This is a genomic window from Patulibacter defluvii, from assembly GCF_034096925.1.
Classification (GTDB): Bacteria; Actinomycetota; Thermoleophilia; order Solirubrobacterales; family Solirubrobacteraceae; genus Patulibacter; species Patulibacter defluvii.
Genome location: NZ_JAWZSQ010000007.1, coordinates 37,192 through 60,220 on the forward strand (window position 1 = coordinate 37,192; position 23,029 = coordinate 60,220).

22 protein-coding genes are annotated in these 23,029 nt (G+C 76.2%); 10 read left to right on the plus strand and 12 right to left on the minus strand.

All coding sequences use genetic code 11. The features are described 5' to 3' along the window. Positions 1–56 precede the first annotated feature (56 nt). From SH587_RS09270 to SH587_RS09285, 4 genes are read left to right on the plus strand one after another with little or no spacing between them, the layout of a single operon-like run. The gene (locus tag SH587_RS09270) at positions 57–701 is read left to right on the plus strand and encodes a glycosyltransferase family 2 protein (RefSeq protein WP_320670312.1); all 645 of its coding nucleotides are present in this window, start codon (positions 57–59) and stop codon (positions 699–701) included. Continuing rightward, the gene (locus SH587_RS09275; RefSeq protein ID WP_320670313.1) at positions 698–1,366 is read left to right on the plus strand and encodes a TIGR04282 family arsenosugar biosynthesis glycosyltransferase; all 669 of its coding nucleotides are present in this window, start codon (positions 698–700) and stop codon (positions 1,364–1,366) included. The genes SH587_RS09270 and SH587_RS09275 overlap by 4 nt, the downstream gene beginning before the upstream one ends. After that, on the plus strand, positions 1,360–2,004 hold the full coding sequence (locus tag SH587_RS09280; RefSeq protein WP_320670314.1) for a methyltransferase domain-containing protein: 645 nt from the start codon (positions 1,360–1,362) through the stop codon (positions 2,002–2,004). The genes SH587_RS09275 and SH587_RS09280 overlap by 7 nt, the downstream gene beginning before the upstream one ends. A gap of 4 nt (positions 2,005–2,008) precedes the next feature. After that, a complete protein-coding gene (locus tag SH587_RS09285; RefSeq protein WP_320670315.1) occupies positions 2,009–3,289 on the plus strand; it encodes a molybdopterin-dependent oxidoreductase in 1,281 nt (426 codons plus the stop codon). Positions 3,290–3,787: 498 nt separating this feature from the next. Here SH587_RS09285 and SH587_RS09290 read toward each other — a convergent pair whose 3' ends face one another. Next, positions 3,788–4,792: a hypothetical protein gene (locus SH587_RS09290; RefSeq protein ID WP_320670316.1), complete on the minus strand. Its 1,005-nt coding sequence runs from the start codon at positions 4,790–4,792 to the stop codon at positions 3,788–3,790. Here SH587_RS09290 and SH587_RS09295 point away from each other — a divergent pair. Then, on the plus strand, positions 4,774–6,123 hold the full coding sequence (locus SH587_RS09295; protein ID WP_320670317.1) for a hypothetical protein: 1,350 nt from the start codon (positions 4,774–4,776) through the stop codon (positions 6,121–6,123). The two genes, SH587_RS09290 and SH587_RS09295, sit on opposite strands and share 19 nt — an antisense overlap. Before the next feature lie 4 nt (positions 6,124–6,127). Here SH587_RS09295 and SH587_RS09300 read toward each other — a convergent pair whose 3' ends face one another. Then, a complete protein-coding gene (locus SH587_RS09300; RefSeq protein ID WP_320670318.1) occupies positions 6,128–7,873 on the minus strand; it encodes a cytochrome c biogenesis protein DipZ in 1,746 nt (581 codons plus the stop codon). Positions 7,874–7,964: 91 nt separating this feature from the next. Here SH587_RS09300 and SH587_RS09305 point away from each other — a divergent pair, with 91 nt between their 5' ends. Together SH587_RS09305 and SH587_RS09310 are read left to right on the plus strand one after the other, a co-directional pair. Then, on the plus strand, positions 7,965–8,720 hold the full coding sequence (locus tag SH587_RS09305) for a response regulator transcription factor (RefSeq protein WP_320670319.1): 756 nt from the start codon (positions 7,965–7,967) through the stop codon (positions 8,718–8,720). Next, positions 8,717–9,952 (plus strand): sensor histidine kinase, encoded by a 1,236-nt coding sequence (locus SH587_RS09310; RefSeq protein WP_320670320.1) that lies wholly within the window; start codon positions 8,717–8,719, stop codon positions 9,950–9,952. Before SH587_RS09305 ends, SH587_RS09310 begins: the two co-directional genes overlap by 4 nt. On the opposite strand, the gene SH587_RS09315 is transcribed toward SH587_RS09310, so the two are convergent. Then, positions 9,949–10,860, minus strand: a complete 912-nt coding sequence (locus tag SH587_RS09315) for an oxygenase MpaB family protein (protein WP_320670321.1) — start codon at positions 10,858–10,860, stop codon at positions 9,949–9,951. The genes SH587_RS09310 and SH587_RS09315 overlap by 4 nt on opposite strands. 85 nt (positions 10,861–10,945) lie before the next feature. Between SH587_RS09315 and SH587_RS09320 the strand changes: the two genes are divergently transcribed. Beyond that, entirely contained in the window at positions 10,946–12,208 is a 1,263-nt protein-coding gene (locus SH587_RS09320; RefSeq protein WP_320670322.1) for a M16 family metallopeptidase, read from the plus strand. A gap of 531 nt (positions 12,209–12,739) precedes the next feature. On the opposite strand, the gene SH587_RS09325 is transcribed toward SH587_RS09320, so the two are convergent. Then, entirely contained in the window at positions 12,740–14,557 is a 1,818-nt protein-coding gene (locus SH587_RS09325) for an acyltransferase family protein (protein ID WP_320670323.1), read from the minus strand. A 181-nt stretch (positions 14,558–14,738) separates the two neighbouring features. On the opposite strand from SH587_RS09325, the gene SH587_RS09330 reads away from it, so the two are divergent. Further along, entirely contained in the window at positions 14,739–15,101 is a 363-nt protein-coding gene (locus SH587_RS09330; RefSeq protein WP_320670324.1) for a hypothetical protein, read from the plus strand. Between the two features lie 9 nt (positions 15,102–15,110). Here the strand turns inward: SH587_RS09330 and nadA are convergent, their stop codons facing one another. From nadA to prfB, 7 genes are all read right to left on the minus strand, one after another. After that, positions 15,111–16,199 (minus strand): quinolinate synthase NadA, encoded by a 1,089-nt coding sequence (gene nadA / locus SH587_RS09335; protein ID WP_375341748.1) that lies wholly within the window; start codon positions 16,197–16,199, stop codon positions 15,111–15,113. A 14-nt stretch (positions 16,200–16,213) separates the two neighbouring features. After that, entirely contained in the window at positions 16,214–17,080 is an 867-nt protein-coding gene (nadC, locus tag SH587_RS09340) for a carboxylating nicotinate-nucleotide diphosphorylase (RefSeq protein WP_320670326.1), read from the minus strand. A 50-nt stretch (positions 17,081–17,130) separates the two neighbouring features. Then, a complete protein-coding gene (locus SH587_RS09345; RefSeq protein ID WP_320670327.1) occupies positions 17,131–17,838 on the minus strand; it encodes an HAD family hydrolase in 708 nt (235 codons plus the stop codon). After that, positions 17,829–18,518, minus strand: a complete 690-nt coding sequence (locus tag SH587_RS09350) for a hypothetical protein (protein WP_320670328.1) — start codon at positions 18,516–18,518, stop codon at positions 17,829–17,831. Before SH587_RS09350 ends, SH587_RS09345 begins: the two co-directional genes overlap by 10 nt. A gap of 118 nt (positions 18,519–18,636) precedes the next feature. Continuing rightward, positions 18,637–19,800 carry an acyl-CoA dehydrogenase family protein gene (locus SH587_RS09355; RefSeq protein ID WP_320670329.1) on the minus strand — a complete coding sequence of 388 codons (1,164 nt, stop codon included), beginning with the start codon at positions 19,798–19,800 and terminating at the stop codon, positions 18,637–18,639. 132 nt (positions 19,801–19,932) lie between these two features. Then, positions 19,933–20,601, minus strand: a complete 669-nt coding sequence (locus SH587_RS09360) for a hypothetical protein (RefSeq protein WP_320670330.1) — start codon at positions 20,599–20,601, stop codon at positions 19,933–19,935. A gap of 9 nt (positions 20,602–20,610) precedes the next feature. Beyond that, the gene (gene prfB, locus SH587_RS09365) at positions 20,611–21,738 is read right to left on the minus strand and encodes a peptide chain release factor 2 (RefSeq protein WP_320670331.1); all 1,128 of its coding nucleotides are present in this window, start codon (positions 21,736–21,738) and stop codon (positions 20,611–20,613) included. 73 nt (positions 21,739–21,811) lie between these two features. On the opposite strand from prfB, the gene SH587_RS09370 reads away from it, so the two are divergent. Continuing rightward, complete coding sequence (locus tag SH587_RS09370; protein WP_320670332.1) at positions 21,812–22,405, plus strand: hypothetical protein; 594 nt, start codon at positions 21,812–21,814, stop codon at positions 22,403–22,405. Here the strand turns inward: SH587_RS09370 and SH587_RS09375 are convergent. Beyond that, positions 22,402–23,022: a GNAT family N-acetyltransferase gene (locus tag SH587_RS09375; protein WP_320670333.1), complete on the minus strand. Its 621-nt coding sequence runs from the start codon at positions 23,020–23,022 to the stop codon at positions 22,402–22,404. The two genes, SH587_RS09370 and SH587_RS09375, sit on opposite strands and share 4 nt — an antisense overlap. Between the last annotated feature and the right edge of the window lie 7 nt (positions 23,023–23,029).

Below are 23,029 nucleotides of genomic sequence, written 5' to 3' on the forward strand. Positions count from 1 at the left end.
CAGCGTTCATCGACCTGTAATCGACGGGCGGCCGGGGCGCTCCTAGCGTGGTCGACGTGCTCGACGTCGTCCTGCCCGTCCTCGACGAGGCGGTCGCGCTGCCCGGGGTCCTGTCGCGGATCCCGCCGGGTTGGCGGCCGATCGTGGTCGACAACGGCTCCACCGACGGGTCCGCGGCCGTTGCCGCCGCCGGCGGTGCGACCGTCGTCCACGAGCCCCGTCGCGGCTTCGGCGCCGCCTGCGCGGCCGGGCTGCGGGCGGCCGACGCCGAGCTGGTCGCCTTCATGGACGCCGACGGGTCGCTCGACCCGGCCGACCTCCGGCGGCTGCTGCCCGCGATCGAGCACGGTGCGGGCCTGGTCCTCGGCCGGCGGGTGGCGGAGCCCGGCGCCTGGCCGTGGCACGCGCGGCTGGCCAACCGCGCGCTGGCCGCCGAGCTGCGCCGTCGCGGCGTGGCCGAGCTGCGCGACCTCGGACCGATGCGGATCGCGCGCCGGACGGCGCTGCTGGAGCTGGCGCTGCGCGACCGCCGCTCGGGCTGGCCGCTCGAGATGGTCGTCGCCGCGGCGGCGGCCGGCTGGCCGATCGCCGAGGTCCCCGTCCCCTACCGCCCCCGGACCGGCGGCCGGTCGAAGGTCACCGGCAGCGTCCGCGGGACCGTCGGCGCGCTGCGCGACATGCGCCGGGTGCTCGCCGCATGAGCCGCCCGCTGCCGGCGCTGGCCGTGATCGCGAAGGCGCCGGTCGCCGGTCGCAGCAAGACCCGACTCTGCCCGCCCTGCACGCCGGTCCAGGCGGCGCGGCTGGCCGCGGCGGCGCTGGCCGACACGCTGGCCACGGTCGCGGCCACGCCCGCCGGCGCCCGGGTGCTCGTGCTCGACGGCGAGCCCGGCCCGTGGTGCTCCCCGGCCATGACCGTCATCCCGCAGCGCGGCGACGGACTCGACGAGCGGCTGGCGGCGGCGTTCGAGGACGTCGCCGGGCCGGCGCTGGTGATCGGCATGGACACGCCGCAGGTGCGCCCGGCGCTGCTCTCGGCCGCGCTCCGGCGGCTGACCGAGCCGGCGGTCGACGCGGTGCTCGGCCCGGCCGACGACGGCGGCTACTGGGCCCTCGGGCTGCGACGAGCGGATCGCGCCCTGCTCGAAGGCGTGCCGATGAGCGTCCCCGAGACCGGAGCCGCGCAGCGCCGGCGGCTGGCCGAGGCCGGCCTGACGGTCGCCGAGCTGCCGACCCTGCGCGACGTCGACCGGTTCGCCGACGCGCGGGCGGTCGCGGCGCTCGCGCCCGGCGGCCGCTTCGCCCGCGCCGTGCACGAGCTCGACCGGCGCCCGGCGGCCACGAGCGCGGTGGCGGGACCGTGCTGAGCCCCGAGATCGCCTACGGCGAAGCGCTCGCCGCGGCCCCGGCCGCTCCTCCCGTACTGGTCCGCGAGCGCTGCGGGAGCGCGTGGCCGCTGCCGCTCGCGGTCTGGCTCGGCGGCGTCACCGCGGTCGACGAGCGGGTGCTCGACCGCGCCCGCGGACCGGTGCTCGACGTCGGCTGCGGGCCGGGGCGCCACGTGCGGGCGCTGGCCCGGCGGGCGGTCGTCGTGCTCGGCGTCGACGTGGCGCCCGCCGCCGTCCAGCACGCCCGTCGGCGCGGCACGCCGGTGGTCGAGGGCTCGGTCTTCGGCCCGCTCCCGCTCGCCGGCCGCTGGCGCACGGCGCTGCTGCTCGACGGCAACGTCGGGATCGGCGGCGACCCCGCCCGGCTGCTGGGACGGCTTGCCGAGCTGCTGCGCCCGGACGGCGCGGTGCTGGTCGAGCTCGACCCCGACGACCGGGCCGGCGACGGTCGCGGCCGGGCGATCAGGCTCGAGCAGGGCGACGGCGTCAGCGAGTGGTTCCCGTGGGCGCGGGTCGGCCCGGGAGCGATCGCCACCCCCGCCGCGGCGGCCGGGCTGCGGGTGGCGGAACGGTGGCAGGACGAGGGGCGGCGGTTCTGCGTCCTGACGCGGAGCTGACGACGTGCGCCCGCGCCTGCCGACCGCTCCCCCGCCCGGCCCGGCCCGCCCGGGCTTCTGGCGGAGCCCGATCCGCGGTCCCTGGCTGACCTCGTTCGTCGGCCTGCTGCTGCTCCCCGGCCTGGCGATCCTGTTCGCGACCGGGCTGCTGTCGCACGCGGTCTACCAGCCGCAGCTGGGCCAGAACGCCGTCGTCCCCCGCGACCTGCCGCTGCAGCCGCTGACGTTCGCCTGGCCGACCTCGCCGAGCTGGCTCTACGCCGCGACGCAGGGCACCCACATGACGCTCGGCATCGCCCTCGTCCCGCTGCTGCTGCTGAAGCTGTGGTCGGTGATCCCGCGGCTGTTCGCGTGGCCCCCGGCGGCGACCCCGGCCCAGGCGCTCGAGCGGCTGGCGACCCTGCTGCTCGTCGCCAGCGCGCTCTTCCAGTTCGTCACCGGGATCACCAACGTCCAGCTCTGGTACCCGTGGGGCTTCGGCTTCGTCGTCGCGCACTACTACGGGGCGTGGGTCTTCGTCGCCTCGCTGGTCCTGCACCTGGCGGTCAAGCTGCCGACGGTGCGCCGCGCGTGGCGGACCCGCCAGGCGCTCCGGCCGCTGCTCGACGACCTGGCCCGGACCCGCCCCGAGCCGTTCGAGCCCGGAGGCCTCGTCACGCCGAACCCGGCCGCGCCGACGATCAGCCGCCGCGGCGCGATCGGGCTGGCCGGGGCGGCCTCCGGATCGCTGCTGCTGCTGACGGTCGGGCAGAGCGTCGGCGGGCCCCTGCGGAAGATCGCCCTCTTCGCCCCGCGCGGCGCGGGCGCGGTCTCGCCCGGTCCCAACGGCTTCCCGGTCAACAAGACCGCGCTGGTCGCCCGGGTCAGCGCCGAGATGGCCGGCGCGGCCTGGCGGCTCGACCTGCGGGGCGCGGAGCGGCTCTCGCTCAGCCGCGACGAGCTGCTGGCGATGGAGCTGGCCAGCCACGAGCTGCCGATCGCCTGCGTCGAGGGCTGGTCGACGATCCAGCGCTGGACCGGCGTTCCGCTGGCCGCGTTGGCCGCGCTCGCCGGCGCCGACCCCGACGACGTGCTGCACGTCGCCTCGCTGCAGCCGCGGGGCGCCTTCCGCCAGACGACGCTGGGCGCCCACCAGGTCGCGGCCGACGGTGCGCTGCTGGCGCTGCGCGTCAACGGTGCCGACCTCTCGCTCGACCACGGCTTCCCGGCCCGGATCATCGGTCCCGGACTGCCCGGAGTCCACTGCACCAAGTGGGTCTCCGGGCTGACTTTCGCCAGGAGCTGACGTGTCCGACGCCGCCCCAACGCCCACCCGTCGCGACCGCTGGCGGCTCCGCTACGGGGCCTCGCCGGTGCACCTGCTGCTGCACGCCGCCGGGATCGGCGCCGCGGCGTTCGCGCTCGCCCAGGCGCTCGATCCGCGCGCGGTCCCGAGCGCCGGCCGGCTGCTGCTCTGGCTGCTCGGCGGGGCCGTGGTCCACGACCTCGTGCTGCTGCCGGCCTACGTGGCGGCCGACGGCGCGCTGCGACGGCTGGCGGCGGCGCTGCGACCGGCGGGCGGCCCACCGGCGGGCGTGCCGCTGCGCGGGCACGTGCGGATCCCGGCGGCGATCGCCGGCGCCGTGCTGCTCGTGCACCTGCCGTCGGTGCTCGGCGAGGCGCCCCGCGGGAGGCTGCTGACGACCGGCCATCCGCCGCCGGACTTCGCCGGCCGCTGGCTGCTGCTCGCCGCCGGGCTGGCCGCCGCGTCGGCGGTGGTCTACGGCGCGCGGGTCGCTCGCGCTCAGGGCCGGACGCGCTGCAGGACGCCGGCGGCGGTCCCGATGACGAGCACGTCGCCCGAGACCGGATCGACCGCGACCGCCTGCGGCTGGCGGACCGTGGCCGCGCGGGCCAGGAGCCGGGTGCCGTGAGCGGCCGGCAGCCGCGCCAGCTGGTTGCGTCCCGGGACGGCGACCCACAGCCGCCGGCGGCGCCCGTCGACGGCGATCGCGAACGGTCCCCCGGGCAGGTACTGGCGGCGCGTCGGCTCGAGCCGGCCGTCCGCTCGCCCGAACAGCAGCAGCGCGTCGCCGGCCGTGTCGACCACCCAGCAGACGCCGCCCGCGGCATCGTCGCGGCAGGCGACGTCGGTCGGGCCGACCCCGGCCGGCGCCGACGCCGTCCGGCGCAGGGTCCGGACGTCCCACAGCTCGAGCCGGCGCTCGCGAGCGGCGACCACGGCCAGCGTCCGTCCGCTATCGAGGGCGGCGATCCCACCGGGCTCGCGCGGGCCCGGGGCGCGGGCGACGACGCGGTCGCCGCGGACGACGGCGAGCTGGCCGTCGGTGGTCGCGACGGCCACCCGTCGTGCCGCCAGCGGCACGATCGCCCGCGGCGGCCCGGGCAGGCGGACCGACGCCCGCCGGCGCCCGCCCGGCAGGCTCAGCCGCAGCAGTCGCGACGGCGCCTCCAGCGCGACCAGCAGCGAGCCGCCCCCCGGCTCGGCGGCCAGCTGGCGCACCCGCCCCGGCAGGGCGACGCGGCGCACGACCGCGCCGTCGCGAGCGAGCAGCAGCAGCCGCGCGGGACGATCGAGGGCGACCGCGGTCAGGCCGGTCGCCGGGTCGACCGCCAGCGCCGACGGGCGCCCGCCGAGCGCCAGCACCCGGCCGCTCGGCGGGACGCTCGCGGCCGGCGAGCGGGGCGGCTCGGCCGCCGGCGGCAGCCGCTCGGGCGACGCCGAGCCGCAGCCGCCGAGCACCGCCAGCAGCGGGACCAGCAGGCACGATGAGCGGACGATCGACACGACCGCGAGCAGCTTCGCAGGCGGATCTTGCGAAACGCGAACAGACGAGCCTGGCGGGGCTGGCGCTCGTCGCGGCGGCCACGGTCGCGATCGGCGTCTGGCACGCCGCCACGGGCCGTGAGCTGGGCACCGCGACGCCGCCCTTCGTCGCCGGCTGGCTGCCGCAGCTGGCGCCCGCCGCCGTCGTCGCCCTCGGCCTGGTGCCGGTCGTCGCCTGGTCGGCCCCGGGCCTGCGCGACCGGCGGCTGCGACCGGCGGCGGTGGCGCTCGCGCTGCTCGGCCTGGCGCTCGCCGCCGGGCTCGCGGTCGGGGCGATGCGGCTCGGTCCCGCCGGCTGGTCGCACGTCTTCGACCTCGGCCCGGGGGGCTCGTTCGAGGCCGCCAACGAGTACCTGCCCGGTCTGCCGACGCTCCAGTGGGGCGTCGGGCCCTACCTCGACCGGTTCGCCGAGACCGTGCCGTCGCAGCCGGTCAACGTCGCCGGCCATCCCCCCGGCCCGCTGCTGCTGATGCGGGCGCTCGGGATCGACGGCCCGGGCGGGCTGGCCGCGCTCTGCATCGGCGCGGCGGCCGCCTGCGCCCCGCTGACCTACCTGCTCGCCCGGGCCGCACGCGGGCCCGCCGCCGACCGCGAGCGGACGGCCCGGACCGCCGGCCTGCTGGCCGCGCTGACCCCGATCGTCCTGCTCGACGGCGTGACCTCGTTCGACGCGGTCTACGCCGCGTTCGGCGCCGCCGCGGCGATCCCGCTGCTGTCGCGACGGCGCGCGGTGGCGGCCGTCGGCGCGCTGCTGCTGGCGCTCGCGACGCTGTTCTCGTGGGCGCTGCTCGGGATCGGCGCGGCGGTCGCGGTGCTGCGCTGGCGGCGCGACGGCTGGCGGGTGGCGGCGGCGGTCGCGGCCCTCTGCGCGATCGCCTGGCTCGCCGTCAACGGGCTGCTGGCGCTGGCGTGGGGCTACGACCCGATCGGCACCCTCCGCGCCACCGAGGGCGTCTACCGCAACAGCCTCGCCCGGATCCGCCCCTACTGGTTCTGGCTGTTCGGCTCGCCGGTCGCCTGGGCGCTGATGCTGGGACCGGCGGTCGCCGCGGCACTCGTCCGGTCGGCGCTGCGCGGCTCCGCCGCCGGGCGGGCGATCGTGGCGGTGGTCGCGTTCGCGGCCATCGCGGGCTTCACCAAGGCCGAGACCGAGCGGATCTGGCTGATCTTCGTGCCGCTGGCCTGCGTCGCCGCGGCGGAGGCGATCCCCGACCGCCGTCTGCGCCCAGTGCTGCTGCTGCTGGCCGCGCAGGCGCTCGCGATCCAGGCGCTGGCCAACACCGTCTGGTGAGCCGCTAGCCGAAGGTGAACGCGTAGCCGGAGACGCCCGGCGGCAGCTCCAGCTCCAGCCGGCCGTCGGCCACCGACGGCCGGTCGACCAGCTCGTACAGCCGCTGCGGCCCGACGGCGACGGCCCCGCCGTGGACGTCGGGACCGGCGTCGGCCGCGGCGATCGGCCGTCCGTCGAGCCGCACGCCGACCCGGGCCCCCGGCCGCTCGCTGCTGAGCACCAGGTAGACCCGGCGAGCACGGAACCGGAGCCCGATCCGGGCCCCGACCAGCGCGGTGGCGCGGTCGTCCTCCAGCCGCCAGCGGCCGCCGAGCGCCATCGCGTCGGCCGGCAGGCCCGCCGGCAGCGGGCCGTACTCGTGGACGCCGGGGTTGGTCGCGTCCTCGACCGTCCGGATCCGGGCGCTGCCGAGGTAGGTCTCCGGCGTCGTCACGCCCGACGCGGCCCGCGGCACCCGGAAGCGCCCGACCGGCCGCGGCAGCCGCCGTCCCGCCGCCTCCAGCAGCTGCCGGACCGCGCGCTCCTTCTCCTCCTCCGCCCCCTCGCCGAAGTGGGTCCAGCGGACGTGGCCGGTGGCGTCGATCAGGTAGCTGGCCGGCCAGTACTGGTTGCCCCAGGCGTCCCAGGTGGCCAGGTCGTTGTCCTGCGCGACCGGGTAGCGGATCCCGGTCCGGCGGATCGCCGCCTGGACGTTGGCCGCCGAGCGCTCGAAGGGGAACTCGGGCGAGTGGACGCCGACGATCGTCAGCCCGGCGGGGCGGTAGCGGGCGTCGAGCGCCTTCAGCGCGGGCAGCGTCCGCAGGCAGTTGATGCAGGTGTAGGTCCAGAAGTCGATCAGGACCACCCACCCGCGCAGCCCCGCCAGGGTCAGGGGCCGGCCCCCGGGCACGTTGAACCAGCGCTGGGTGCCGACGAACTCCGGCGCCCGGCCCAGGTCGGGCAGGCCGCCGCCGGCGTCGGCGGTCGGACGGGCCTCGGCGATCGGGGCTCGCGCGTCGCCCGGCCGCTTGGCCTGGCGCAGGTCGCGCAGCGCCCCGCGGAGCGCGTCGCCGTCCTCCAGCCGGCCGGTCGGGGTGACGAGGAACGACGGCAGGTCGGCGGCGATCGCGGTCTGGAAGCGCTGGTCCAGGTCGGCGGCCATCGCGATCCCCAGCACCACCATCACCACGCCCATCGTCACCTGGAAGCGGCCGCTGCGGCGGGCGAGCGGCCGCGCCAGCCGCCGTCCGCCGAGCATCAGCAGGTAGAGCACCACCGCCGTGCCGAGGCCGTAGGCGAGCGCCACCGCCAGCCGCCCGGCGCTGAACGACTGCGCGGCCGAGGTGGTGATGACCGCGGCCAGGATCGGTCCCGCGCAGGGCGCGTAGACCAGCCCGAGCCCGGCGCCGAGCAGCGTCCCCGACCAGAAGCCGCCGGCCTGGCGACGGCGCGGGCCGCCGGCGATCCGGCTCAGCGCCGCCTCGACCCGGGCCGCCGCGGCCGGCACCGCCAGCACCACGCCGAAGCCGATCAGGACGGCGATCGCCAGCGCCCGCAGCAGCCCATCCGGCAGCCCGAGGGCGCTGATCACGTAGACCAGCGCGACGACCGCGAAGGTGAACGCCGCCGTCAGCCCGGTGACGATCCCGAGCGGCCGCCGCCGTCCGCCGGTCGCCCCGCCGGCCAGCACGATCGGCAGCACCGACAGCACGCAGGGCGAGAGCGCGGTCGCGGCCCCGGCGACGAACGCGAACAGCACCAGCAGCAGCACGTTCCCAGCCTCCCACCCGGATCTTGCGAGAACGTGAACGCGGCGCGGTCGCGTTCACCGATCGGTAATCGCCAGCGCCTACGGTGGAGTGATGGCCACCTCCGCCTGCTGGGATGATCGGACCGTGGAGCGCTCCGGCCCCGATCCGGCCGCGGCCGCCGGACGGGCGGACGTGCTGGTCGTCGACGACGAGCCGACCGTCGCCGACCTCGTCGCGCGCTACCTCGCCCGGGCCGGCTTCCGGACCCGCGTCGCCCACGACGGCGAGACCGCCCTGGCGCTCGTGGCCGAGCGCCCGCCCGACCTGCTGGTGCTCGACGTGATGCTGCCCGGGATCGGGGGCCTGGAGGTGCTGGCGCGGGTCGCCGAGCGGCGGCCCGACCCGCCGGCGGTGATCCTGCTGACCGCCCGCGGCGAGGAGCCCGACCGGATCACCGGCCTCCGCCGCGGGGCCGACGACTACGTGGTCAAGCCGTTCTCGCCCGGCGAGCTGGTGGCGCGGGTCGAAGCGGTCCTGCGGCGACGCGACCCGGCGGCGACCGCGGCACCGCCGCTCGTCCATGGGCCGCTGACGATCGACGGCGCCGGCCGCCGCGTGCTGCTCGACGGCGCCGAGGTCGCCGTCACCCAGCGCGAGCTCGACCTGCTGCTGTTCCTCGCCCGCCACCCGGGCCAGGCCTTCTCGCGCGACCAGCTGATGGAGAGCGTCTGGGGCTACGGCTTCTACACCGACACCTCGACCGTCACCGTCCACGTCCGGCGGCTGCGGGCGAAGATCGAGCCCGACCCGACGCGGCCGCGCTTCGTGCAGACGGTCTGGGGCATCGGCTACCGGTTCCAGCCATGAGCGCCGCCGGCCGCTCGCGGCTGCTCTCGGCCGCCGTCCTCGCCCTCGCCCTGGCGGCGGTCGCGCTCGCCGTCGGGCTGGTGCTCGATGCCCGCGGCGCCGGTCTGACCGTGCTGATGCTGGCCCCGCTGGGTGGGCTCGGGCTGGCGCTGGCCCACGTCGCCGACGCCCGCCGCGGCCACGGTCGGGCGCTCGGGCGGCGGTTCGCGATCGGCGTCGGCCTGGCCCTGGCGCTGGTGCTGCTGACGCTGGTGATCGCCGTCGTCGCGATGTTCCTCTCGACCCACGACGCGACGATCGCGATCGCCGCCGTCGCGCTGGCCGCGGCGGTCGGCTTCCGGGCCGTCCAGGTGCTGGCGCGCGGCCCCCAGGAGGACGTCGCGGCGCTGCGGGCCGGGCTCGACCGCGTCGCCGCCGGCGAGCGCGACGTCGTGCTGCGGACCGGCGCGGACGACGAGCTGGCGGCCCTCGCCCGAGCCGGCAACCGGATGATCGCCGCGCTGAACGCCGGCGAGACCGCCCGCGCCGCCAGCGAGCAGGCCCGTCGCGACCTCGTCGCCGCCGTCAGCCACGACCTGCGGACGCCGTTGACGGCGCTGCGGCTGATCGTCGAGGCGATCGACGACGACGTGCTCGACCCCGAGGCCGCCCGCACCTACCTGCGCACCCTGCGTACGCACGTCGATGCCCTCGGGGGGCTGATCGACGACCTCTTCGAGCTGTCGCGACTCGACGCCGGCGTGATCGAGTGGAGCATCGAGCAGGTGCGGCTCGCCGACCTGGTCGACGAGACGGTCGCCGCGATCCTGCCGCAGGCCGACGCCAAGGGCGTGCGGATCGTCGGCCGGATCCCCGCCGATCTGACTCCGGCCCGCGGAAATCCGGCGAAGCTGCAACGGGTGCTGCTGAACCTGCTCCAGAACGCGATCCGCCACACCCCGAGCGACGGCAGCGTGGTGGTGCTGGCCGAGCCGCGCCGCGACCGGCTGGAGATCGAGGTCCGGGACAGCGGCGAGGGGATCGCCGACCACGACCGCGCGCGGATCTTCGAGCCGTTCTACCGCGGCGGCAGCGTCGCCGCCCGGACCGACGCCGGATCGGGGCTCGGCCTGGCGATCGCCCGCGCGATCGTCGAGGCCCACGGCGGCCGGATCTGGCTCGCCGACGGCGCACCGGGCGCCGCGGCCGACGGCGGCGCGGCGATCCGGTTCACCCTCCCGCTGGCGTCCTAGCCGCGGCCGAGGACCGCCGGCGCCGCCCACTGGTGGACGCGCAGCCGCCGCGGCAGCAGCGGGAAGACGGTCCGGACCGAGCGGCCGATCGCCTGCAGCTCCAGCTCGCGGGCCCGCGACCACGGCAGCTGCCAGCGGTCGCGGATCTCGGTCGGCAGCAGGCCCAGGCTCAGCGTGCCCAGGGCCCGGCCGCCGACCGCGCCGGCGGTCAGCCGCCAGAGCAGCTCGGGCACCGGCAGCCCGGGCGGCGCGGCCGGACGGGCGACCGTCTCCAGCACCTCGTCGACGGTGCTGTTGCGGTCGAGGCCGTCGGCCAGCATCTCCGTCCAGTAGCGGCCGAAGGCGACGTGGTCGGGCGGCATGTGGCGGTCCTCCAGGCCCAGGATCCGGCCGACCTCGCGCCACTCGTCGTAGAGCCGCGGCCGCTCCTGGGGGCGGATCGGCGGACCGACGAGCTGCGCCATGTCGTGCCCGACCTGGATCAGCGTCGCCAGCACCCAGAAGAAGCCGTCCGGCTCCTGGGCGTGGTAGCGGCGGCCGCGCATGTCGACGCCCTCGAGCTTGTTGTGGAGGGCGTGGATCCGGTAGCCCTGCTCGTGGCGGTCGCCGATGTCGAAGACGATCCCGCCGAAGACCAGCTCCATCGTCTTGTGCAGCCGGTGCCACGGCCGCTCGCGGTAGGTGGAGAACTCCCCCACCGCCGCGCCGACCGCCGGATGGGCGACCTGGAGCAGCAGCGCGGTGCCGCCGCCGGCGAGCATCCGCCACTCCTGCGTCTGGCGCCAGACGATCGCCTGTGGCCCGAGCAGCCCTTGACGGGGCGTAGCCGGCCGCCGCTCGGGCGGGGCCAACCGCGTTCCCGTCTCGGACGGGGCTGCGGGCGTCACCTGATCGAGGCTGTGAGACATCTTGATTCAAACTGTACCACCGGCCCACGACGATGCGACCCGAACGGCGCGGGGCGGCGTGCGCGAGGCGGTACCGTCGTCGCTGATGCCCCAGATCAGCTCCACCGTCGCCCCCAACGGCCTGCCCGTCCACCGGATCGCGCTGCCCGGCACCCGGACCCTGACCGCGCTGGTCGCCTTCCACGCCGGGGCCCGCACCGAGCGGCCGGAGGAGAACGGCATCGCCCACTTCCTCGAGCACCTGGTGTTCAAGGGCGGCGAGACCTACGACGACTACCGCAAGGTCAACGAGACGGCCGAGCGGATGGGCGGCGTGCTGAACGCCTACACCTCGCACTCGATGGTGGCGTTCCACATCACGGTTCGTGCCGAATCCGCGGAGCCGGCGCTCGATCTGCTGACGGACTTCGCCGGACGGCCGCGGATCGACGCCGAGGAGCTGGACAAGGAGCGCGGCGTGGTGATCCAGGAGATCGCCCGCTACAACGACCAGCCGGCGGCGCTGGCCGAGATGCTGATCGACGAGGCGACCTTCGGCGACCACCCGCTCGGGCGGCCGGTGCTGGGGCCGGAGGAGCACCTGCGCACCTTCACCCGTGACCAGGTGGTGGCGTTCCGCGACCGTCGCTGGTCGGGCCGCAGCGGCGGGGCGTTCCTGGTCGGCGACGTCAGCCACCTGCCGGAGGACGAGCGGCTGCACGAGCTGTTCGCCCGCTTCCCCGACCTCGGCCCCGACGGTCCCGCCGACGCGGTGCCGGCGCCGCGGACCGACGTCGTCGTGCGCGAGCGCGACACGAACCAGTCGCACCTGCGGATCACCTACCGGCCCGAGCTGGACGCCGGCGACCCGGCGGTGCGGGCGGCGCTGACGATCTACGGCACGCTGCTCGGCGGCTCGATGGGCTCGCGGCTGTTCGACGAGATCCGCGAGCAGCGGGGCCTGGCCTACTCGGTGTCGGCGTCGGCTTGGTCGCTCGGCGACGCGACCCAGCTCCAGCTGTCGGCCGGACTCGACTCCGAGAAGTGCCTCGAGGCCTACGCCCGGATGCGCGAGATCGTCGCCGAGCTGCACGCCGACGGCCCGACCGAGGAGGAGGTCTCCCGCGCCCGCGCCTACGCCGCCGGCCGGCTGGTGCTCGCCTTCGAGAACTCCGGCGCGGTCGCCCGCCACGCCGCCACCCAGGCCATCGTCCACGGCGAGGAGCTGGACCCCGACCGCGCGATCACCGCCCTCGACGCCGTCACGATCGACGACGTCCGCGAGGTCGCCCGCCGGATCGATCCGGCCCAGGCCGCGGTCGCCTGCGTCGGGCCGCAGGGGGCGGGCGATTTCGGGTGGGAGGGCTAGGGCGGCGCGGCCGTCGCGGCGCGGCCGGAGCGGCGCGGCTGGTCGGCGGGCCGGGGCGGCTGAGCGTTGCGGGTCCCTGGTCGGTGACGGGCCGCCGCACCGGGTCGGTGGGTGGGACGGCGTCGGCCCCGGCTGACGTCGGTGGTGGGCCAGCGAGGCACTGAGGGGAGCGGGGCCGGCGGCCTGCCTCGGCGGACGGGGTGCCGAGGGCGAGCGGCGCGCGCCGGCGTGTTCCGCCCCACCTCGGGCTGGCACGGGCGTGTCGCGCGTGGTGCTCGTGGGGCGGGCCTGGGGTGCGCCACGGCCTCGGGGTTCCCGGGCGTCGCGCTTGGTGCTCGTGGGGCGCGCCTGGGGTGCGCCACGGCCTCGGGGTTCCGGGGTGGCGCGTGTGATGCTCGTGGAGCGCCGGCCGGAGGGGCGAACGTTGCTCGGCTCGGGGGCCGGCCGGGGCGTGTGACGTTGGCCGCCGTCGGCGGCGGTCAACGTGACATGGCCGCCGGAGCCGCCGGGGTATGTGACGTTGGCCGGAGCTCAGCGGCCGCGGCCGCCGTCGCGGCTGCCCGGCTCGATCGGGCGCCGGACCCGGGCCGGGCTCGGCGCCTCGGCCTGGGGCGCCGGAGCGGCGGCCGCCGGAGCCGGAGCGGCCTGAGCCGGGGTGGCCGGGCCCGGGACGGCCTGCGCCGGAGTCGGCTGGACCGGAGCGGCCTGCGCCTGGGCCGGCGCGGCCTCCGCCTCGACCTCGGGCTGCGGCGAGCGCTGGGTGCCCGGTTCGACCGGCAGCGGGGTCGGGGTCGGGGTCGACGCAGCGGGGCTGGCCGACGCGGCGGGCGTGGCGGACGACGACGTCGCCGGGCTCGCGGACGCGGGCGCCGGGGTGGGCGCCGGGGCCGCGGGCACGGCCGGAGCCTCGGCCGCAGCCGCCGTCGGAGCGGCCGCGGACGCCGGGGCCGCCCCAGCGGCCGGCGGCGACGAGGCCGGAGTCCCCGAGACCGCGGCCCCCGCCCCCGCGTCCGCCCCCGCCAGAACGCCGCCGGAGGCCGCGGCAGCAGCCCCGCCATCGCCGGCGGGCACGGCCACCGGGCCGTCGCTCCCCGCCACGACCGTGTCGCCGGCGCCCGGCATCGCGGTCGAGGGGGGCGTCGTCGGGTGAGCCTGGTCGGCGAAGCGGTCCTGGACCGACTTGCGAGTGCTGCCCAGGCGGGCGCCGACGGCCATCGCGGGCAGCTCGACGAACTTGTGCAGCAGGTAGGAGATCGCCATGGTCGGGATCACGGCCAGGAACCACGTCACCGCACCGGTCCCGAGCGGGTCGGTGGTGACGTGGTCGTGGACCCAGGGGACGATCGCGAACATGATCGGCACGTGGACGACGTAGACCGGGTACGTCATGGGACCGAACCACAGGACCCAGCGCCAGCGCATGAAGGCCGGCGGCTCGCGATCGGCCAGCTCGTGGAGCAGGATCCCGAGCATCAGGACCGACATCGCCAGCACGGTGCCGTAGATCGCCACGCCCGGTCCCCAGCTGTCGGCCCCGACCGCGGTGCCGACCGGCATCGCGACGATCGCCAGCACCAGCGCCACGCCCAGCAGGGCCGCCGGCACCCAGCGGCGCATCCGCTGCGCGAACGCCGGCAGCCAGCCCGCCACCTCGGCCGTGGCGATGATCACGCCCGGCATGAACGCGGCGAACGCGGTCGGCACCGTCTGCGGCAGGTTCGAGTTCCGCCCCGCGTAGACCGAGATCACCGTCAATAGGCTGGCGAAGGCGATGATCACCCACGCCCGCAGGTTGACCGAGCCGGCGCGGATCGCGTTCATCGCCTTCAGCAGCACCCAGAGGCCCGCCGGCAGCAGCAGGTAGATGATGAACTCCACGTGCAGCGACCAGGCGTGGCCGACGTGCTTCCAGCCGCCACCGGTCGATCCGTCGTCGCTGACCAGCAGGCTGCCGACCGCCAGGAAGTGCTTCGGCGTGACGCCGTGGCGACCCCAGCCCCAGATCAGCAGCGACAGCACCAGCACCGTCAGGAACAGCGGGTGCACGCGCAGGATCCGGCGCAGGACGTAGCGGAACGAGTTCGGCCAGCGCCGTCCGTGCAGCACCGAGGCCAGGAACGGCCGCGCGATCAGGTACGCCGACAGCACGAAGAACAGCAGCAGGATGCCGCCGAAGGCCCGCAGCACCAGGCCGGGCACGTCGCCCAGCTGGTCGCGCAGGTCGAGCGTCGCGTACGCCTTCGGCGTGAACGCCGCGGTCAGGAGCAACCCGACCGCGAACGCGTGCCAGGTGTACACGGCGAGCGAGCCGTAGGCCCGCATCGAGTCGCCGCTCCAGAACTCGCGCAAGCGCACCGTCTGGACCGGCGGCGCCCCCGCGGCCGGTCCCGTCATCCGTGTCCCCCGACCCTTGCCCATCGGGGCGCGAGTCTACATCGGTCGAGCGGGGTCCAACCAGGGCCGTGCGCCGAGCACCTTCTGTGATCGGGTCACCTTGAGCGTTCGGGCCCGGAGCGCCACAATCGGCTCGGTGAGTGCGACCGGCGCGGTCAACCAGGTGGAGCTGCGGCGCTACGTGCGGCGGGTCGACGACCGCTGGCCGCTCGAGCGGGCCCTGCTCGGCGGCGCCCGCGTCGCCGACCAGCAGGGCGTCGGCCCCCAGCGCGAGCGGGGGCCCGAGTTCGTCGTGATCCTCGTCTCCGAGGCCTTCGACGGCGTCCCGTGGCTGGAGCGCGTCCACACCGCCGCCAGCCTCTGGGACCGCAGCGAGATGGGCGACGACCCCGACGTCCACTGCTACACGCCGACCGAGTTCGAGCGCCGCTCCACGACCCTGCCGCGGCTGCGGCGGGCCCTGGAGCACACGGTCGACGTGCTCGCCCCGGTCGGCTGAGGCTGAGCGCTACTCGCCGCCGAGCGGCGCGTTGGCGTCGCGGCCGATCGCGACCATCCGCTCGATCGGCAGCTTGGCCCGGCGGGCGATCTCGTCCGGCACCTTGACCAGGCCGGTGCCGTCGCGCAGCGTGTCGCGCAGCTTCGGCAGCGTGATCATCTTCATGTAGCGGCACGAGGCCTGCTCGTTGGCGGCCACGAAGTCGACGTCGGGGGCGGCCATCCGCAGCGGATGCAGCATCCCCGTCTCGGTCGCGACGATCGTCGTCGGCCGCTTCGCCGCGCCGCCGGCGGCCTTCTCCTGCTCGACGGCGAAGTCGAGCATCCCGCCGGTCGAGAGCATGTGGACGCCCTCGCTGGCCACGTCGCCGGCCGCGACGTACTCCATCACCTGGGTCGAGCAGCCGCACTCGGGGTGGATCAGGAAGTCGGCCCCGGGGTGCTCGGCGCGCACGCGGTCGATGTCGCTGGGGCGGATCCCGGCGTGGACGTGGCACTCGCCGTCCCAGACGTGGAAGCCGGTCAGCGGCGGCTTGCCGGCGGCGGCGCGGTCGGCGGCGATCCGCTTCTGCACGTAGGAGCCGAGGAACATGTCGGGCCCGAACAGGACCTCGGTGTCCTCGCCGTGCTCGCGGTAGAGCGCCTCGACCACCGGGACGGCGTTCGACGAGGTGACGCAGTAGTCGGTCAGCGCCTTGACCTCGGCCGTCGTGTTGACGTACATCACCGTGATCGCGCCGGGGTGCTTGGCCTGCCACTCGCGCAGCTGGTCGGCGGTGATCGAGTCGGCCAGCGAGCAGCCGGCGTCGACGTCGGGGATCAGGACGGTCTTCTCGGGGCTCAGGACCGAGGCCGACTCGGCCATGAAGTGGACGCCGCAGAAGACGATCGTCTGCGCGTCGGTCTTCGCCGCCTCGATCGAGAGCCCGAGCGAGTCGCCGACGACGTCGGCCACGTCCTGGATCTCCGGCAGCTGGTAGTTGTGCGCCAGGATCACCGCGTTCTTCTCGCGCGCGAGCTGGCGGACCTCGGCCTGCAGGGCCCGCAGCTCGTCCTCGGCGAGGGCGGGAACGCCCGCGCGGACCGGGTCGGGGGCCATCGGGAGGGGGGTCGTCACGACAGGGGCTCCAGGATCAGGGAGAGGTCGAGCACCGGGGCCGAGTGCGTCAACGCACCGGACGAGATGAAGTCTACGCCGGTCGCCGCGATGCCCCCGACGGTGGTCAGGTCGACGTTCCCCGACGCCTCGAGCGGCACCCGGCCGGCGACCAGCGCGACCGCCTCACGCAGCTCCTCGTTGGTCATGTTGTCGAGCAGGATCCGGTAGCGGTCGGCGGGCAGGCCGACCTCCTCGGCGGCGGCCAGCGCCTCGCGGACCTCGTCCAGGTCGCGGCACTCGGACTCGATCGGCAGGTCGGGCCGGTGGGCGTGCGCCGCCCGCACCGCCGCGCCGACGCCGCCGGCCATCGCGGCGTGGTTCTCCTTGATCAGGATCTGGTCGTAGAGCCCGATCCGGTGGTTGCCGCCGCCGCCCGTCGCCACCGCCTGCTTCTCCAACAGCCGCAGGCCCGGCGTCGTCTTGCGGGTGTCGATGACGACCGCCTTGGTGCCGGCCACCGCGTCGACGTAGCGGCGGGTCAGCGTCGCCACGCCCGAGAGCCGGCCGAGGAAGTTGAGCGCCGTCCGCTCGCCGGCCAGCAGCGACCGCGCCGAGCCCTCGGCCCGCAGCACCGGGCCCTGCTCGCGCCAGACGCCCTCGTCGGTCAGCGCCGTCACCCGCAGGTCGCCGTCGACCGCCAGCAGCACCCGCCGGGCGACGTCGAGCCCGGCGACCACGCCCGGCGCCTTCTGGGTCACCGTCGCCGTCGCCCGCAGCCCCTCCGGCACCGTGGCCAGGCTGGTGGCGTCGCCGTCGCCGAGGTCCTCGGCGAGGGCGCGGGCGATCAGGTCGTCGAGCAGGTCGTCGGGCACGGACGGCATCGCGAACGAGGATAGGCAACGCCCGCCGCCAGCGGCTGCCGAACGGGCGATCAGGCGCCGGCCAGGCAGCGCGCGAGCGCCGCCGGCAGCGCGGCCGGGGCGGCGACCAGCACGGTGGCGCCGGCCGCGGTCAGCTCCGGCTCGCGGCCGCCGGCCCAGGTGACCCCGACCGCCGGCACCGCGCAGGCCCGCGCGGCGTCGACGTCGTGGTGGCGGTCCCCCACCATCGCCGCCCGCGCCCCGTCCGGGTCGCCGTGCTCGGCCAGCGCCGCCCGCAGCGAGCGTGCCTTCGGCACGTGCCGCTCCTCCGGCCCCGGCGCGTGGACGGCGGCGATCCGCGCGTCGAGCCCGGTCGTCGCCAGCACGGCGAGCGCGGCCGGGCGGATCTTCGAGGTCACCAGCACCAGCCGCCAGCCGTCGTCGCGCAGCCGGTCGAGCGCCTCCGGCACCCCCGGCACCGGGACGGTCGCCGGGATCCCCTCGGCGACGTAGCGCCGGCGGTAGGCGTGGAGCAGCGCGTCGGCCGTCGCCGCCGCCTCGGCCGCGACGACGGTGCCGGCGGCGACCGCCTCGGCGGTCAGCGCCTCGGCGGTCTCCTCCAGCGGCGGGCCGAGGAAGCGGTGGAGCGTGGCCGGCGCGCGGTCGGGCAGGCCGCACTCGGCCAGCGCGCCGCGCATCGCCGTCGCGAACGGCCCCCGCGAGTCGACGAGGGTGCCGTCCAGGTCGAGGCAGGCCAGCGGCGCCGCCGTCACTTCCACTGCCAGGAGCCGCGCAGCTCGTCGAGCGCCTGGCGCGGGGCGTCGAGGTCGTCGCCGGCCGGGATCGTCACCTGCAGGTAGTAGGCGGTGTCGCCCTTGACCGTCACGATCTGGCGGTTCTCGAGGTAGGTCCGGGCCCGCTGCTGGAGGTCGACCACCAGCGCCCGCCGGCCGTCGACCTCGGTGTCGCGGCCGATCCGCAGGTTGCGCAGCTCGCCGCTGCGGATGCTGGAGATCACCGTCCGCTTGAACCGCGTCCAGTCGCTGTCCGCCTGGGCGGCGGCGCCGGGCGCGTTGAGGGTCATGACGACGATCAGGCCCTTGGCCGGGCTGCCGCCGGAACCCTTGGCGACGAGCATCGCGACCGGCTTCAGGCCGCCCCCGGGGGTGCTCTTGGCCAGCGCCTTGCGGAGCGCCGCCGGCGAGTGCTCCCAGCCGCTGGGGACGGCGAACGAGGCCGCGTCCAGGTCGACCCGGCCGTCGGTGCCGGTGGTGGCAGTCGTGGCCGTGGTGTCGGTGGTCGTGGTCGGGCTGGTCGTCGTCCCCGTGGTGGTGGTCGGGGTCGAGGCCGCGGTGGTGACGGTCGACGTCACGGTCTTGCCGCCGTCGTCGCCACCGCAGCCGCTCACGGCCAGGGCCGCGGCGGAGGCCAGCGTCAGGCCGGCTGCACGCCATCGCATCTCGGGTTCTCCAGTCTCGGGTTCGGGACCGCGGGCGGGAGGGCGCGCTCGCGTCGTCCGCAGGCTACTGCGGCCGCCGCGCGCGTTCGTCCCCCGCCCGGGGGCCCCGGACCACTCGCTAGAGCCCGAGGGTCTTGGCGATGATGTTGCGCTGGATGTCGTTGGTGCCGCCGAAGGTAGTGGCGACCAGCGAGTACGGGACCTGGCGGGCGATGTCGTACTCGACCGCGTAGCCGTAGCCGCCGTGGATCTTGAACGCGCGGTTGACCGTCCGCTCGGCGACCTCGGTGGCGTAGACCTTCGCCATCGACGCCTCCTTCGGGAACAGCGCCGTCGGGTTGCGGGCCACGTCGCCGGCGACCTTGTAGACGAGCAGCCGGGCCAGCTCGACCTCGGTCGCCATGTCGGCCAGCCGGTGCTGCTGGACCTGGAAGCGGCCGATCGGCTTGCCGAACTGGACCCGCTCCTTGGCGTACTGGAGGGCGTCCTCGAACGCCTTCGTCGCCTGCCCCAGGGCCAGCGCGCCGATGATCAGCCGCTCGACGTTGAGGCCCGAGGTCAGCTGCAGCCAACCGTTGCCGACCTCGCCGAGGACCGCGTCGTCGCCGACCACGACGTCGTCCAGGTAGACGTAGTTGACCTCGTCGACGCCGCCCATCGTCTTGATCCGCTCGACCCGCACGCCCTCGGCGTCCGGCTCGACCCAGATCATCCCCAGGCCCTCGTGCTTGGGGTGGGAGGGATCGGACTTCGACGAGTCGCGGCAGACGATCAGGATCCGGTCGGCGATGTGGGCGTTCGAGATCCAGACCTTGACGCCGTTCAGCTTCCAGCCGCCGTCGACCCGCTCGGCCTTGGTGGTCAGCGAGGCGACGTCGGAGCCGGACTCCGGCTCGGACATCGCGATCGCCTCGACCCCGCCGGCGGCGACGTTGCCGAGCACCAGCTGCTTCTGCTCCTCGGTGGCGAACTTCATCACCGCCCCGGCGACGATCAGCGAGACCGCGTAGGCGCCGATCGGCGCCCCGGCCCGCATCATCTCCTCGAGCAGGATCATCTCCTCGACGATCCCGCCGCCGGCGCCGCCGTACTGCTCGGGGATGCTCGGGCCCAGCAGCCCGGCCTCGCCGAGCTTGCGGCTCAGCTCGTCGCTGTGGTGGCTGCGGTGGCCGTCGGTCAGCCGCTCGAGCTGCTCGGCGCTGCCGACCTCGCGCTGGAAGAGGTCGCGCAGGGCGTCGCGGTAGGCCTGCTGCTCGTCGCTGAAGGTGAAGTCGATCGCCATCGGGGGTCTCCGGTCCAGTGGGCGCCGTGGGTCCTCCGTGCCCGCGGCGCGTCACGGCGCATGCTACTGGCTGGCTGGCCAACCGGGAAAGGTCGTGCGGCGACGAGCGCCCGCCGCCGGCCGCTCCGACCGTCAGCGGCGGTCGGTCCAGCGCCAGCTGCGGACCACCGTCCGCAGCAGCGATTCGGCGGCCGAGCGTGACCGGCTCGGCACCAGGCCGTCGATCGTCAGCAGCTTGTCGCCGCGCGCCACCAGGTAGCGCAAGACCAGCACCTTCAGCCCCTCGAAGCGGCCGGTCGCCTCGGCCCGGTAGGCGCGCAGGCCGCCGAGCCGGCCGTCGGCCAGCCCCTTGACCCGCTTGCCGCCGAGGCCGCGCAGGCCCTCGACCGCCTCGGTCCGCATCGACTCGCGGTCGCCGATGTCGACCAGGTCGCCGATCGGCTTGGTCGAGACCCCGATCAAGCCGACGTCGCCCGACGACCGGGCCAGCCCGACCAGCAGCTTCTGGGGCGGCGCGATCACCCGCCGGAAGCGGGTGGTGCTGTTCTCGACCCCGGCGTCGACCCGGAAGCGGAACCCGCGGCCGCGGACGGCGCCGTCGCGCAGCCGGGCCGGGCCGGCCGGGGTCACGACCCGCCGCCGCGGCCGCTCGGCGGTGGTGGTCGTGGTCGAGCCCGTGGTCGACGTGGTGGTGGTCAGCGGCGCCGGGCCGGAGGCCGTTCCGCCGTCGTCGCCGCAGCCGGCGACCGCCGCCGGCAGCGCCAGCGCCGCCGCGACCAGCAGGAAGCGCGCGCGCCGCACCGTCGTCCCCTAGGCGCCGGCGGCCGCGGCGTCCTCGCCCTGGCCCGCCTGCTGCAGCAGCCAGGCGCGGACGAACGCGTCGAGATCGCCGTCGAGCACCTGCTGGACGTTGCCGGTCTCGACGTTCGTGCGCAGGTCCTTGACCATCGTGTACGGGTTGAGGACGTAGGAGCGGATCTGCGACCCCCAGCCGACGTCCTGGGACTCGCCCTTCTCCTTGGCGATCTCCTCCGCGCGCTCGCGCTCCGCCCGCTCGATCAGCTTGGCGTAGAGCATCTTCATCGCGGTCATCTTGTTCGCCGACTGCGAGCGCTCCTGCTGGCAGGCGACGACGATCCCGGTCGGCACGTGGGTCAGGCGGACGGCCGAGTCGGTCTTGTTGACGTGCTGGCCACCGGCGCCGGACGCGCGGTAGGTGTCGACGCGCAGGTCCTCGTCCTTGATCTCGATGTCGCCGACCTCCTCGACGACCGGCGCCACCTCGAGGCCCGCGAACGCCGTCTGGCGGCGGCCCTGCGAGTCGAAGGGGCTGATCCGGACCAGCCGGTGGACGCCGCGCTCGGCGCCGTAGAGGCCGTAGGCGTGGTCGCCCTCGACCCGGAAGGTGGCCGACTTGATCCCCGCCTGCTCGCCGGCGGAGGCCTCGAGCAGGTCGACCTTGAAGCCGCGCCGCTCGGCCCAGCGCATCTCCATCCGCAGCACCATCTCCGCCCAGTCCTGGGCGTCGGTGCCGCCGGCGCCGGCGTTGACGGTGATCAGCGCGTCGCCGCTGTCGTAGGGGCCGCTGAAGAGCCGCTCCTCCTCCAGCTCGGCCAGCCGGCGCTCGACCGAGTCCAGCTGCTCGACCAGCTCGCCGGCCAGCTCCTCGTCCTCCTCGGCCAGCTCCAGCAGGCCCTCGAGGTCGTCGAGGTCGGAGGCCAGGCCGTCGTGGACCTGGAGCTTGCGGGTCGCGCGGGCGTGCTCGCCGCTGACCTTCGCCGCCCGCTCCTGGTCGTCCCAGAAGTCGCCCGCCCCCATCGCCTGCTCGAGCTCGGCCACGCGATCGCGCAGCTCGTCGGGGCGCAGATGGGGCTGCAGGTCGACGAACCGCTCGCGGGCGTCGGCGATGCGCTGGGGTGCGGACTCGGGGACGGCCATCGAACCAGCGACGCTAGCAGCCGCCCGGCGTGATCGACCCTCCGGGCGCCCCCGGGCCGGATAGGGTCGAGCCGTGAGCCCGCGCGTTCCCGACCCGAGCCGGATCGCCGCCGACGCCGGCCGGCTGGCGGCCGACACGACCCGGCTGGCGGCCGAGACGCCCGGCAAGCTCGTCAGCGACACCGGACGGCTGGCCGGCGACGCCGCCGACGACATCCGGCGGCTGGCCGAGGCGGCCGCCGGCGCCCCCGACGCGGCCGCCCGCCTGGGCGAGCGGCTGGACCGGCTCGACCAGCACCTGGAGGCGGCGCTCGAGCTCGGCAACCGGATCGCCGCGATCGGCGAGGGGCTGGTCGGCTTCGCCGAGCAGGTGGCCGCGACCGGCGAGCAGCTGGCGATCCTCGGCCAGCGGATCGACGAGCGCAGCAGCCAGATCATCGACGTCGGCGAGAAGCTCAGCTCGCAGGCGGTCCAGATGGCCGACCGGGCCGGCGAGGCGACCGCCCAGGCGGCCGAGATCGCCGGCGTCCGCCAGGCGGTCGAGCAGCTGATCGCGATGATGGGCCCGCTGGCCGGCACCGTCGAGCAGCTCGGCCGGGTCGCCGACCGGATCCCCGGCGCGCGGGCGGTCCGCCGCGGCACCGGCGGCGGCGACGCCCAGTCCTAGCCGGTCGACACGCGGCCGCCGCCCAGCTCGGCCCGCCGCTCCGGCGCCCGCTCGGCGGCGACGTCGGAGCGCAGCAGGCCGTAGACGGCGACGTCGCGGCGGACGCCCTGGGCCAGCCGGTCGATCACCGACCCGCGCAGCGTCCCCTCGTCGCGGAAGCCGGCGTGCTCGGCGACCCGCCGCGAGCCGGCGTTCTCGTCCCAGATCCGCAGCTCGACCCGCTCCAGCCCGAGCGGTCCCAGCGCCCAGCGCGAGAGCAGCCGCAGGGCGGTGGTGGCGACGCCGCGGCCGCGGGCGTCGGGGGCGACCCAGTAGCCGATCTCCCCCACCCGGTGGCGCCAGTTCAGGTCGACGACGCCGATCGCGCCGATCAGCAGCCCGGCGCGGCTGTCGGCGATCGCCAACTCCAGCGCCTCGCCGCCCTTCTCCCGCGCGCGCATCGCCGCGATCCAGCCGCGGGCGTCGCCCTCGCGGTACGGCACCGGGACCCGGGTCCAGCGCTGGATGTCCGGGTCCTGGCAGGCGGCGGTGATCGCGGGGACGTCCTGCCCCCGCAACGCCCGCAGCATCACGCCGTCGTGGCTGAGCGGCGGGCTCGGCGTGCGCAGCGACGGCACCGCGCGC